The organism is Streptomyces macrolidinus, from assembly GCF_023887685.1.
Taxonomy (GTDB): Bacteria; Actinomycetota; Actinomycetes; order Streptomycetales; family Streptomycetaceae; genus Streptomyces; species Streptomyces macrolidinus.
Genome location: NZ_JAMWMR010000007.1, coordinates 21,942 through 33,796, shown reverse-complemented (window position 1 = coordinate 33,796; position 11,855 = coordinate 21,942). Strand labels below are relative to the sequence as shown.

Below are 11,855 nucleotides of genomic sequence, written 5' to 3'. Positions count from 1 at the left end.
CTTTGGTGCCGAGAAGGCGGTTCACAGGTTGATGTCCGTTTCCGCGCGAGGGTGCGGCAGGGCCGCTGACCGCGGTGCTCGGCCGGGCCTGCTGCTTCCCGGCGAAACCGCCGACGTCACCATGCGGTACGGCATGCCTTCACTCACCCCGCCGCCCCAGCAGACCAGCGGCTGCGGACCAACAGATTCCGCTCGCGCGCACACCATCAGGCGACGACAGAACCTCTCAAAGAATCACGAACTGCCCTCTCAAAGCGCGAATTCCGTTCATAGGGCGCGCGACTCGACGTAGTCGACCGCGGGGTCAGGTTCCTCGAACAGCTCACGCGACAGGGGGTCGCACGAGGTTGTCTTCTCGATCTCGCGGCGGGCGGTCTGGTCGATGGACTTGGGCTTGGACAGGACGGCCCGCAGACGTGTGTTGATGCCCACGGCCCGGACGAACGAGGGGCGTTCGGGCAGAAGATGCGTGATCAGGAAGGACGACGGCCTTTCGATCGAGGCGAAGGCGTCCGCGATCCGCGCGAAGTAGGAATCGAGACGTGCACGCTCGAACTGTTCCATCGGCTCACTTCCCTTGGTCGGGCGGTAAGGCTCCGAACAGGTGGTGCACCCGCCCCCACGCCGGGGAACCGGGAAAGACGCGGGGGCGGGAGTCATCGGGTGCTGCGTCGCCCTCGAGGCGTCCGGCGGTGGCCCGTCCCCGCCGGGGAGCGGGGTGGGTACCGAGCGGGGACGGAGGCTTGCGGGGGCGCCAGGCGGCGTGTGGGCAGCGGATACACCCGGAGGGAGTACCGGGCGTCGTAGTCCGCCACGGTGAACACGAACGCGCGGCCTACGGCGAGGGCGCGTAGCGCGTGCTCGTATGCCTGGTTACTGTCGGCCCACGCGTGCAGTTCGGCGTCAGGACGAGGCATGCCCGGCCCTGCGGTGGTGAGCGGCGCGTCCCGGAGGTATAGGGCCTGGGGGTCCGGGGACAGCATCCAGGCGAGGTGGAGTGCTTCGGCACGTAGCCAGCGGGCGGCGAGACGCGGGGACCGGCCGCGGTAGGTGGCGAGCAGGACCTCGCGGGTGCCGCTGAGGTCATGAGCACTCGCTTCGCAGCGGTAGGCGACGGGCGACCGCATCGGGATGCGTGCAGAGGCCGGCGGAGCGAGCGTCAGCACGGCCGGGGTCACCGCTCCTGCTCCCGAGCCGCCTGCCTCGCTTCGACGAGCTGACCGAGCTGGACGGAGTAGAGCTCGACCTGCCCGGGGGTGAGCACGAGCGTCGTCTCGCAGGCGCCGCCGTCCTCGTAGTGCACGGTGACGGGCACGGCGGCCTGCTGTGCGCGGTGGTCGTAGACGGCGTCCCGTTTCAGGGGCGTGACATGCGTGACCGGGACGGGCACGGGGCGCAGGGTGCTTCCGTCGGACCTGGCCCGCCAGTCCTCGCCACCACCGGGCGAGCGCAGGTGGTACGACGCCGAGGTGTCGCTCGGCAAAGCGACGACCACACCGATCCTGCCCGCCTTCGCGAGGTCAAGGGCCAGGTCGCCGAGACGGGGGTGAAACCGGGCGCCGGCGATCAACTTGACGCCCCGTGCCGGGAGTTGCTTCAAGGTCTGTTCGGCCATGCCTCGAAGCCATGGAGTTCTCCAGGGCCCAATATGAACCGAAGGAATACGACCCTCATCCAACCGGATGGAAGCGGTCTGACATGCGGCGCAGCTTCTCACGAGTGCCTGCTCGCTCGGCATACACGATGCTGCGCAGGGTTGACCGGGCGATGGGGTGATTGCGGACGAGCTGCGGCGCGATGTGCTCAGCCGTCCCCAGCTCCTTCAGCGCCTTGTCACGGTTTCCGTCCCACGGCCAAGCGCGGGCCAGGTCCATGTGGTGGTGGCCCTGACGGGAATTGGGAAGCGACGCGATCAACTCCTTGCTCGTGCGCCGGTTTATCGACAGCGCCTCGCGTTGCTCATGCATCTCCAGAGCGACGCTGATCGCGTGGATCTGCACGTTGCCCGGCGAGAAGGTCAGGCTGTGACGGTCGTAGACCGGAGAGCCGACGGCCTCCGTCATCCGCTCGGCCGCATCCCGTGCATGCTTGATCCGGTCCTTCGCTTCCGCCTTGCCACCGCCCCGTGCAGCCGAGACACCCGCGCGCAGTTGCAGCGACCCCCACGCCCGAACGGCCAGCGGATCACCACGGTCGTACCCTTGCTGCACGCTGCGAATCGCCTTGTCGGACAAGGCAATCGCGTCATCCCAATCCGCTGTGGCCCACATGTCCCAGACGCGCATCCAGTCGGCGACGACAGGCATCACCGGGTCGCCTGACAGCCGTGCGGACCATGCGGCCCGTTCGGCTGCGGGAACTCGCGGGCAGCCGCCCTACCTGGGAGGCCGCGCCCAAACCCTTCCGGCCCCGGCCTTGGCAAGCCGGTAGCGCTCCGGGACCTGGCCGAAGACCTGGTCTGACCCACAGACCGCCCAGTCCGCCTGCCGTTCCCCCGTGGCAGGTGGACGGGGCCCTTCTCCCTCCGTGGGAAGTGCGGCCTCAGCTCGTCACTCACTGCAGGGGCCGACCTCGGCTGCCCGGCGGAAGACGTCCCCACACGTGGGCAACCGTATCGGCGCGCGTTCGGCGAGGACGAGCAGTGCATGGCGCAGCTCCGTGCCCAGTTGGGTGAGCCGGTGGCTGTACTGCCCGCCCCTGTAGATATGCAGGCGAAAGACGTTGACGGCATGTCCGTCACGGTCATCGGCGATGATTTCCGGAAGCCCGGCGAGCAGTTCGTAGTCGCGCTTTCCGGTCGCCGCTTCGGCCACAGCCTTGAGGGACAGATCGTCTAATTCCGCGGCGGACAACGAAGTGTCGACCGCGGCAGCATGGGCCGCCAGGGCCGCGAAGATCTCGATCAGCCGCTCGCCTGCCGCCGTGTCGATGCCCCAGGCTTGCAGATTCTCGTGACGACGAGCCTGCCGCCATGGCTCCAGATCCACCAGCGGCAGCAGGACACGGCCCAAGAGCGCACAGCGACGCCACAGCATGTCGTGGTCCGGGGTCATGGTCGATCCTCTCTACGGCGAATCGCCCGCCAGGATCTTAGGCCGGTCGAGGGTGGACGAGAGCAACAGAGAGCCCCGGATTGTTCGGGGCCCCGTCGTTCACGTGAAGTGCTGGAGGTCAGCCCTTCACGCAGATGACCTGCTTGAGCTTGGCCACAACCTGCACAAGGTCCCGCTGCTGCTCCATCACCTGGGCGATCGGCTTGTACGCGCCCGGAATCTCGTCCACGACGCCGGAGTCCTTGCGGCACTCCACACCCCGCGTCTGCTCCTCCAGGTCCCGCGTCGAGAACTTCCGCTTGGCGGCGTTCCGGCTCATCCTCCGACCGGCGCCGTGCGACGCCGAGTTGAACGACTTCGGATTGCCCAGGCCACGGACGATGTACGACTCCGTGCCCATGGAACCGGGGATGATCCCCCACTCCCCCTTGCCCGCACTGATCGCGCCCTTGCGGGTGACCAGCAGATCCATCCCCTCGTACCGCTCTTCACTGACATAGTTGTGATGGCAGCTGATCTCGCCGGGGCGGTACGTGACGGTCCTCATCTGACCTTCGCTGTCCTCCTGCTGGCAGGAGATCTCCGACTCGAAGGTCGGCTTCGCCTTCTTGAACTCCTTGCGGACCACGTCCTTCAGGAGCGCCATCATCAGCGAGCGGTTGTGCTTGGCGTACTCCTGCGCCCAGTACAGGTCGTTGCGGTACGCCGCCATCTGCGGGGTCTGCGCGACGAAGACGGCGAGGTCGCGGTCGACCAGGTCCTGGTTGTGCGGGAGCTTCCGGGCCACGCCGATGTGGTGTTCGGCCAGTTCCTTGCCGATGTTGCGGGATCCGGAGTGCAGCATCAGCCAGACGGCGCCGGTCGTGTCCGTGCAGACCTCGATGAAGTGGTTGCCCGAACCGAGCGTTCCCATCTGCTTGGTGGCGCGCTCCTGCCGGAACTTCACGGCGTCCGCGACCCCGTCGAACCGCGCCCAGAAGTCGTCCCAGCCGGACGTCGCCAGCCCGTGGAACCGCCCGGGGTCGACGGGGCTGTCGTGCATCCCGCGCCCCACGGGGATCGCCTGCTCGATCTTCGACCGCAGCCGCGACAGGTCCCCGGGGAGGTCGCCCGCCGTGAGCGAGGTACGGACCGCGGACATGCCGCAGCCGATGTCCACGCCGACCGCCGCCGGGCACACCGCGTCCCGCATCGCGATGACCGAACCGACCGTCGCGCCCTTGCCGTAGTGGACGTCGGGCATGACCGCGAGGCCCTTGATCCACGGCAGCGTCGCCACGTTCTGCAACTGCCGCAGCGCGCCGCCCTCGACGGCCGCCGGATCCGTCCACATCCGGATCGGAACCTTCGCCCCCGGTATCTCCGCGTACGACATATCCCCTCAACTCCCCCTGGAAGGCAATGCAGGCCTCAAAACGCAAAACCGGCGCCAAGGTCGACGTAAGGGACAACGGACCGGCGTCCACGGCAGCGCGTGCGATAGACATTGTCTCCAGGGGCCCGCCCCGCGCGGCAACCCAATAACCAGCGACGAACCGTCGAGAGGAGCCTGACCGTGCAGCGGAAGGCGTATGTACCGGGCGCCGTCGTGCTCCTCGCGGCCCTGCTGGCCGCCTGCACCGGCAGCGGCGACGACAGCAGCGCGACGGACGGCTCCCAGTCCGGTGGCTCCGCCGCCACCGCCGCCGAGCCCGGCAAGTACCACACCCTCACCGACGCGTGCGCCGCCGTGAGTCACGGCACACTCGACGCGCTCCTGCCCGGCATCAAGGAGATAGCCGACCCGGAGCAGCGCGACCGCGTCTACGAGGGCGAGGCCGACCTCACCTACAACAACGACCGGCGCTCGGGCTGCCGCTGGAAGGCCGAGTCGACCGGCGTCACGGACCATCTGCGCATCGACTTCGAGCGGGTCGTGTCGTACGACACCACGGTCAGCGACGACAGCCGCGCCGAAGAGGTCTTCGCGGGCAAGGCGAAGGCCGCGAACATCCCCTTGCCCAGCGGCAGTTCGAGCGCCTCGGCGGACCACGACTCCGCTTCCCCCACCAAGGGCAAGGAGAGCCCGAGCGCCACCCCGTCCGACTCCTCGTCCGCCGCCGCCTCCGGCACCCCGTCCGCCACGGACGCCCCGATGGACCTTCAGCCGCGCGCCCTCGACGACCTCGGGGACGAGGCGTTCCTGGACGACCGGTCGGGCACCGCCCGGCAGCGCAGTGTGACTGTGGCGTTCCGCACGTCCAACGTGATCGTGACCATCGAGTACGACGAGCAGCCGACCGCCGCGGCAGCCGCCCCGAGCAGCGAGGAGATGCAGGACAAGGCGCAGAAGCTGGCCCATCGGCTGGCCGGTTCCCTCGGCTGACGCACCCCCGCGGAGCACCCCGTCCAAGCGACCTGACCTCGCGACGCACACGTCACCACCGCGTACCGTGGCCCCTCGGACCCGATCCGACCGCACGATCCACGAGCGTCATGAGTGAAGGAACCATGCACCGACCTGCACAGCGAGACCAGCACGAGCACGCCGAGCACGCCCGGAGCGAGCGGCGGCAGGGCCGGCGGGGTCCGCGCCTGCGTCGCCTCCTCGTCTGCGCCGTCGCCGTCCCGGCCGTGCTCGTCGCCGCCGGCTGCTCCTCCGACTCCGGCTCGGACTCAAACTCGGGCTCGGGCGGCGACGCCGAGCGGACGTCCGCGTCCAGCCCGAGCACCGGACAGAGCGCCTCGGCGGACACGGTCGAGCCGGCCGTGTACAAGACGCTGCCCGAGCCCTGCTCCGCCCTGTCCGGCAAGACGCTGGGCGACCTCGTCCCGAAGGGCGCGAAGTCCGGCAAGGAAGGCCCCTCGGACGACACCGGGCTGCGGACGAGCTGTTCGTGGACCAGCCTGGAGAACAACGGCGTCAAGGGTTCCCAGTACCGCTGGCTCAACGTCTCCCTGCTGCGCTTCGAGTCGGACGCCGCGCGCGGCGCGGGCGGCAAGCGCGCGCAGGAGTACTACACCAAGCAGGTCCAGGACGTGCAGGCCGTCGACGGCGCCAAGAACGTCAAGGCCCACCCCGTCGACGGGGTGGGCGACGAGGCGACCGCCGTGCGCTACGACCAGAAGAAGAAGGAAGGCGCCTTCAAGCAGCAGACGGTCGTGGCCCGCACGGAGAACGTCGTCGTCACCCTCGACTACAACGGCGCGGGCATGGCGGGCGACAAGACGCCGAACGCGGACGACCTGGCGAAGGCCGCGGAGAAGGCCGCCAAGGAGGCCGTCGCGGCCGTCGCGACGGCGAACAAGGCGGGCGGCACATCGGACACCGCACCGTCGAAGGGCGCGTCGAAGGACACCGCGAAGGAAGAGTCCCCGTCGGCGTCGAAGTCCGCGAAGGACTGACCAACCCCCGAACTCCCGGTCTCAGCAGGTGAGTTGACGAAGCCCGGTCCCGAACGGACCGGGCTTTCGCCCCCTCCGGCCACACAGGCATCGCACGTGTGTGCCACCCTGTTGCGCGCAACTACACGATCGGGAAGGGGTTTTAGGGTGGCCGCGCCACTCCAGCTCACACGGACACATCGGGTTCTGATCGGCGTGGTCGTCACCGGCGCCGTCATCATCGCCGGGATCGGCTTCGCGGGTTCGTACGCGGCCGTCCGTGAGCTGGCCATCAAGAAGGGCTTCGGGACCTTCAGTTATGTCTTCCCGATCGGCATCGACGCCGGCATCTGTGTGCTGCTGGGCCTGGACCTGCTGCTGACCTGGATCCGTATCCCCTTCCCGCTGCTGCGTCAGACGGCGTGGCTGCTGACGGCGGCGACGATCGCGTTCAACGGCGCGGCGGCCTGGCCGGACCCGCTGGGCGTGGGCATGCACGCGGTGATCCCGGTCCTGTTCGTGGTCGCGGTCGAGGCCGCCCGCCACGCGATCGGCCGGATCGCGGACATCACGGCGGACAAGCACATGGAGGGCGTCCGGCTGACCCGCTGGCTGCTCTCCCCGGTCCCCACCTTCCTGCTCTGGCGCCGGATGAAGCTGTGGGAGCTGCGCTCCTACGAAGAGGTCATCAAGCTGGAGCAGGAACGTCTCGTCTACCAGGCGCGGATGCGTTCCCGCTTCGGCCGGGCCTGGCGGCGCAAGGCCCCGGTGGAGTCGCTGATGCCGCTGCGCCTCGCGCGGTACGGCGTTCCGCTGGCGGAGACCGCCCCGGCGGGCCTCGCGGCGGCGGGGATCGAACCCGCGCTGATACCGCCGGCGCCCCGCGTGGAGGTGGCCGTGGACGCTCCGGCGGCACCCGCCCCGCAGCAGCAGGCGGCGCCTCCCGCCGAGCAGCGCCCACAGTTGGAGGGCGCCGCGAACCCCGAGCGGCCCGAGCACGCCCAGGCCCCCGACGCCGCGCCGGACCCCGCGCAGAACCCGTGGTTCAAGCCGCCGCAGGACGTCGAGTACCAGGGCGACTACGACCCGACGTACGAGCCGGAGCCTCCTCACGACCTCGACGAGGAGCACTGGCAGTGGTACGAGGAGCAGCAGTACCTGCAGGAACAGCAGTACGTACGGGAACAGCAGTTCTTGCGGGAGCGCGAGGGCCAGGGCGGCAAGGGGTTCCCGGAGGAGCAGCCGCAGGAGCCCCGGCACCCCCACGGCGAGGAGACCGGCGACCCGGAGACCGGCGACTTCCCCGTCCCGGCGGGCCCGAACCGTACGCGCCGGCTCGGTGAGGGCGGTGGCGCGGAGCCGGGCGAGGAGGACTACTACCAGGTCTTCCGTCAGTCGATCAACGGCAGCCTGCCCACGCCGCGCGAGTTCGGCGACAGCGTCGAGGCGACGTACGGCATCTCCCTCGGTGATGCCGCCGCCAAGCGCATGGTGCTGCGCTTCTCCGAGCGCTTCAACGCGGAACTGGAGGAGGACCACATCGCCTGACCGGCACACGGCAGGACGGACGAGAAGGGGCGCCCGGTGGTCACCGGGCGCCCCTTCGTCGTTCGGATCTTCAGGCGGTCCTACTCGCCGAGCAGACTCCGTACCCGGTCCTGGCCCACCGCGAGCAGCAGGGTGGGCAGGCGCGGGCCGGTGTCACGGCCGACGAGCAGGTGGTAGAGGAGCGCGAAGAACGACCGCTGGGCGGTCTTGATCTCCGGCGGCAGCTCCTTGGGCGTGGCGTCCGCGGAGAAGCCGGCCTGGACCTTGGGCACCCCGTACACCAGGTGGGAGAGGCCGTCCAGGGACCAGCTCTTCTCCAAGCCGTCGAGCAGCAGCCGCAGCGACTCCCGGCCCTGCTCGTCGAGGGACTTCAGCAGCTCGGCGTCGGGCTCGTCGCGGACGATCGTGCGCTGGTCGGCCGGGACGTAGGTGTTGATCCAGGCCTCGGCCTTGTCGAAGCGCGGCCGTGCCTCGTCGAGCGCGGCGAGCGGGTTCGCCGGGTCGAGGTCGGACAGGATGCGCAGGGCCTGGTCCTGGTGGCCCGCGGTGATGTCGGCGACGGACGCGAGCGTGCGGTACGGCAGCGGGCGCGGCGTCTTCGGCAGGTCCCCGGCGGCGGTGCCGACGGCGCGGGTGTACGCCGCCACGTCACCGGGCAGGGCGGAGCCGTCGGCCACCTTCGCGGCCAGCTTGTCCCACTCGTCGTAGAGCCGCTGGATCTCCTGGTCGAAGGCGATCTTGAAGGACTGGTTGGGCCTGCGGCGCGCGTACAGCCAGCGCAGGAGCTGCGGCTCCATGATCTTCAGCGCGTCGGCCGGGGTCGGGACCCCGCCCTTGCTGCTGGACATCTTGGCCATGCCGCTGATGCCCACGAACGCGTACATCGGCCCGATCGGCTGCTTGCCGCCGAAGATCCCGACGATCTGGCCGCCGACCTGGAACGAGGAGCCCGGCGAGGAGTGGTCGACACCGGAGGGCTCGAAGACGACGCCCTCGTAGGCCCAGCGCATGGGCCAGTCGACCTTCCACACCAGCTTGCCGCGGTTGAACTCGCTCAGCCGGACGGTCTCGGAGAAGCCGCAGGCCGTGCAGGAGTACGTCAGCTCGGTGGTGTCGTCGTCGTACGACGTGACGGTCGTCAGGTCCTTCTCGCACCCGCCGCAGTAGGGCTTGTACGGGAAGTACCCGGCCGACCCGGCGCTGCCGTCGTCCTCGGCGGCGGCGCCCGAGCCCTCGGCGGCCTCCAGCTCGGCCTCGTCGACGGGCTTCTGCTGCTTCTTGGCGGCGGCCTTGGGCTTGGTCCGGTACTGCGCGAGGATCGCGTCGATGTCACCGCGGTGCTTCATCGCGAACAGGATCTGCTCGCGGTAGGCACCGGAGGTGTACTGCGCGGTCTGGCTGATGCCGTCGAACTCCACGCCCAGTTCGGCGAGCGAGTCGATCATCGCGGCCTTGAAGTGCTCGGCCCAGTTGGCGTGGGCGGAGCCCTTCGGGGCGGGCACCGACGTCAGCGGCTTGCCGATGTGCTCGGCCCAGGACTCGTCGATCCCCACGACGCCCGCGGGCACCTTGCGGTACCGGTCGTAGTCGTCCCAGGAGATCACGTGCCGGACCTCGTGCCCGCGCCGCCGGATCTCGTCGGCGACGAGGTGGGGCGTCATGACCTCGCGCAGGTTGCCCAGGTGGATGGGCCCGGAAGGAGAGAGCCCGGACGCGACGACGACCGGTTTGCCCGGGGCCCGGCGCTCCGACTCCTCGATGACCTCATCCGCGAAACGGGAGACCCAGTCGGTGGTCTCGGTGCTCTGAGCCACGATCGGCACGTCCTCTTTGTCTGGAAGTTCCTCACACCCAGCCGGCATGGTCACACGGCTGACCGCTCCATTGTCCCCGCCACGGCCGCATCCGCGAAAACCCCTTTTCAACCGTCCCACCCGGGCACACGCGCGACAGCCTCGGCGCACGGGCGCGGCGGACCTCCCCGGACGGTTGTCCACAGGGCGTTGTCCACAGCCGGGAAATCCGCTGGACCCACCGTGGGATACTGGCCGGGTCCGTCTGTACATACGAGGAGAACGGCACCCACCCCATGGCCTCGGTCACGTCCCTCACCGCTTCCGTCCACCAGCGCCTCGCGACCGCTCTCACGGCGACCCTGCCGGAGGCCGCCGCGGACCCGCTGCTGCGACGAAGCGACCGGGCCGACTTCCAGGCCAACGGGATCCTGGCGCTCGCGAAGAAGGCGAAGGCGAACCCCCGCGAGCTGGCGACCCAGGTCGTGGAGAAGGTCGTCCTCGGTGACGTGATCAAGGACATCGAGGTCTCCGGCCCCGGCTTCCTCAACATCACGGTCACCGACCGGGCGATCACCGAGAACCTCGCAGCGCGCGCCGCCGACCCCGAGGGCCGCCTCGGCGTGCCGTACGCGGAGTCCCCCGGCACCACGGTCATCGACTACGCCCAGCCGAACGTGGCGAAGGAGATGCACGTCGGGCATCTGCGCTCCGCGGTGATCGGTGACTCGGTCGTGCAGCTCCTGGAGTTCACCGGCGAGACCGTGGTCCGCCGTCACCACATCGGCGACTGGGGCACCCAGTTCGGCATGCTCATCCAGTACCTGGACGAGCACCCGCACGAGCTGGACCACAAGGCCGGCGAGGTCACCGGCGAGCAGGCGATGTCCAACCTCGACCGCCTCTACAAGGCCGCGCGCCGGAAGTTCGACTCCGACGAGGAGTTCAAGACGCGCGCCCGGCGCCGGGTGGTCGACCTTCAGGCCGGTGACCCGCACACGCTCGCCATGTGGCAGAAGTTCGTCGACGAGTCGAAGATCTACTTCTTCTCCGTCTTCGAGAAGCTCGACATGGAGATCCGGGACCCCGACATCGTCGGCGAGTCGGGCTACAACGACATGCTCGCCGAGACCTGCCGCCTGCTGGAGGAGTCCGGCGTGGCGGTCCGCTCGGAGGGCGCGCTGTGCGTGTTCTTCGACGACATCAAGGGCCCCGACGGCAACCCGGTCCCGCTGATCGTGCAGAAGTCGGACGGCGGCTACGGCTACGCGGCGACGGACCTCTCCGCGATCCGCGACCGCGTCTTCCACCACAAGGCGAACTCCCTTCTGTACGTCGTGGACGCCCGCCAGTCGCTGCACTTCAAGATGGTCTTCGAGACCGCGCGGCGCGCAGGCTGGCTGAACGACGACGTGAAGGCGGTCCAGCTCGCCTTCGGCACGGTCCTCGGCAAGGACGGCAAGCCGTTCAAGACGCGTGAGGGCGAGACGGTCCGGCTGGTCGACCTCCTCGACGAGGCCATCGACCGTGCCTCCGCCGTCGTGCGCGAGAAGGCACGGGACCTGTCCGAGGAGGAGATCGCCGAGCGCGGCACCCAGGTCGGCATCGGCGCGGTGAAGTACGCGGACCTGTCGACGTCGGCGAGCCGCGACTACAAGTTCGACCTGGACCAGATGGTCTCGCTGAACGGCGACACGAGCGTGTACCTCCAGTACGCGTACGCCCGTATCCAGTCCATCCTCCGCAAGGCGGGCGACATCCGCCCGGCCGCGCACCCGGAGCTGGCGCTGAGCGAGGCGGAGCGCGCGCTGGGCCTGCACGCGGACCAGTTCGCGGAGACGGTCGCGGAGTCCGCCGCGGAGTACGCGCCGCACAAGATGGCCGGGTACCTCTACCAGTTGGCGTCCCTGTACACCACGTTCTACGACAAGTGCCCGGTCCTGAAGGCCGAGACGCCCGAGCAGATCGAGAACCGCCTCTTCCTGTGCGACGTCACGGCCCGCATCCTGCACCAGGGCATGGCACTGCTGGGCATCAGGACGCCTGAGCGTCTCTGAGGCACCGGCGCGACACCACGCGTCACGACGGGGCCGTCACC

At 69.4% G+C, this 11,855-nt stretch carries 9 protein-coding genes and 1 pseudogene; 4 read left to right on the top strand and 6 right to left on the bottom strand.

Annotated elements, in window-relative coordinates:
* Nucleotides 1-267 precede the first annotated feature (267 nt).
* The 5 genes and pseudogenes from NGF19_RS10680 to NGF19_RS10660 all read right to left on the bottom strand — a co-directional run bounded on the left by NGF19_RS10680 (nucleotide 268) and on the right by NGF19_RS10660 (nucleotide 4,428).
* Nucleotides 268-564: a hypothetical protein gene (locus NGF19_RS10680; RefSeq protein WP_308288471.1), complete on the bottom strand. Its 297-nt coding sequence runs from the start codon at nucleotides 562-564 to the stop codon at nucleotides 268-270.
* A gap of 610 nt (nucleotides 565-1,174) precedes the next feature.
* Nucleotides 1,175-1,615 (bottom strand): hypothetical protein, encoded by a 441-nt coding sequence (locus NGF19_RS10675; protein ID WP_252424382.1) that lies wholly within the window; start codon nucleotides 1,613-1,615, stop codon nucleotides 1,175-1,177.
* Between the two features lie 55 nt (nucleotides 1,616-1,670).
* Nucleotides 1,671-2,354 (bottom strand): annotated as a pseudogene (locus NGF19_RS10670) (helix-turn-helix domain-containing protein); the annotation flags it as partial.
* A 195-nt stretch (nucleotides 2,355-2,549) separates the two neighbouring features.
* Nucleotides 2,550-3,053, bottom strand: a complete 504-nt coding sequence (locus NGF19_RS10665; protein ID WP_252424381.1) for a hypothetical protein — start codon at nucleotides 3,051-3,053, stop codon at nucleotides 2,550-2,552.
* A gap of 118 nt (nucleotides 3,054-3,171) precedes the next feature.
* Nucleotides 3,172-4,428, bottom strand: a complete 1,257-nt coding sequence (locus NGF19_RS10660; protein WP_252424380.1) for an RtcB family protein — start codon at nucleotides 4,426-4,428, stop codon at nucleotides 3,172-3,174.
* Nucleotides 4,429-4,608: 180 nt separating this feature from the next.
* On the opposite strand from NGF19_RS10660, the gene NGF19_RS10655 reads away from it, so the two are divergent.
* From NGF19_RS10655 to NGF19_RS10645, 3 genes are all read left to right on the top strand, one after another.
* Complete coding sequence (locus tag NGF19_RS10655) at nucleotides 4,609-5,418, top strand: DUF3558 domain-containing protein (protein ID WP_252424379.1); 810 nt, start codon at nucleotides 4,609-4,611, stop codon at nucleotides 5,416-5,418.
* 125 nt (nucleotides 5,419-5,543) lie between these two features.
* On the top strand, nucleotides 5,544-6,437 hold the full coding sequence (locus tag NGF19_RS10650; RefSeq protein ID WP_252424378.1) for a DUF3558 domain-containing protein: 894 nt from the start codon (nucleotides 5,544-5,546) through the stop codon (nucleotides 6,435-6,437).
* Nucleotides 6,438-6,584: 147 nt separating this feature from the next.
* The gene (locus tag NGF19_RS10645; RefSeq protein WP_252424377.1) at nucleotides 6,585-7,964 is read left to right on the top strand and encodes a DUF2637 domain-containing protein; all 1,380 of its coding nucleotides are present in this window, start codon (nucleotides 6,585-6,587) and stop codon (nucleotides 7,962-7,964) included.
* 80 nt (nucleotides 7,965-8,044) lie between these two features.
* Here NGF19_RS10645 and lysS read toward each other — a convergent pair whose 3' ends face one another.
* Nucleotides 8,045-9,787: a lysine--tRNA ligase gene (gene lysS, locus NGF19_RS10640; RefSeq protein ID WP_252424376.1), complete on the bottom strand. Its 1,743-nt coding sequence runs from the start codon at nucleotides 9,785-9,787 to the stop codon at nucleotides 8,045-8,047.
* A gap of 266 nt (nucleotides 9,788-10,053) precedes the next feature.
* Between lysS and argS the strand changes: the two genes are divergently transcribed.
* Nucleotides 10,054-11,814 (top strand): arginine--tRNA ligase, encoded by a 1,761-nt coding sequence (gene argS, locus NGF19_RS10635; protein WP_252424375.1) that lies wholly within the window; start codon nucleotides 10,054-10,056, stop codon nucleotides 11,812-11,814.
* The last annotated feature ends 41 nt before the right edge of the window (nucleotides 11,815-11,855 follow it).

What these genes read in the sequence shown, in the direction of transcription:
- NGF19_RS10680 (WP_308288471.1), bottom strand. Translation starts at nt 564, where the DNA reads ATGGAACAGTTCGAGCGTGCACGTCTCGATTCCTACTTCGCGCGGATC.
- NGF19_RS10675 (WP_252424382.1), bottom strand. Translation starts at nt 1,615, where the DNA reads ATGGCCGAACAGACCTTGAAGCAACTCCCGGCACGGGGCGTCAAGTTG.
- NGF19_RS10665 (WP_252424381.1), bottom strand. Translation starts at nt 3,053, where the DNA reads ATGACCCCGGACCACGACATGCTGTGGCGTCGCTGTGCGCTCTTGGGC.
- NGF19_RS10660 (WP_252424380.1), bottom strand. Translation starts at nt 4,428, where the DNA reads ATGTCGTACGCGGAGATACCGGGGGCGAAGGTTCCGATCCGGATGTGG.
- NGF19_RS10650 (WP_252424378.1), top strand. Translation starts at nt 5,544, where the DNA reads ATGCACCGACCTGCACAGCGAGACCAGCACGAGCACGCCGAGCACGCC.
- argS (WP_252424375.1), top strand. Translation starts at nt 10,054, where the DNA reads ATGGCCTCGGTCACGTCCCTCACCGCTTCCGTCCACCAGCGCCTCGCG.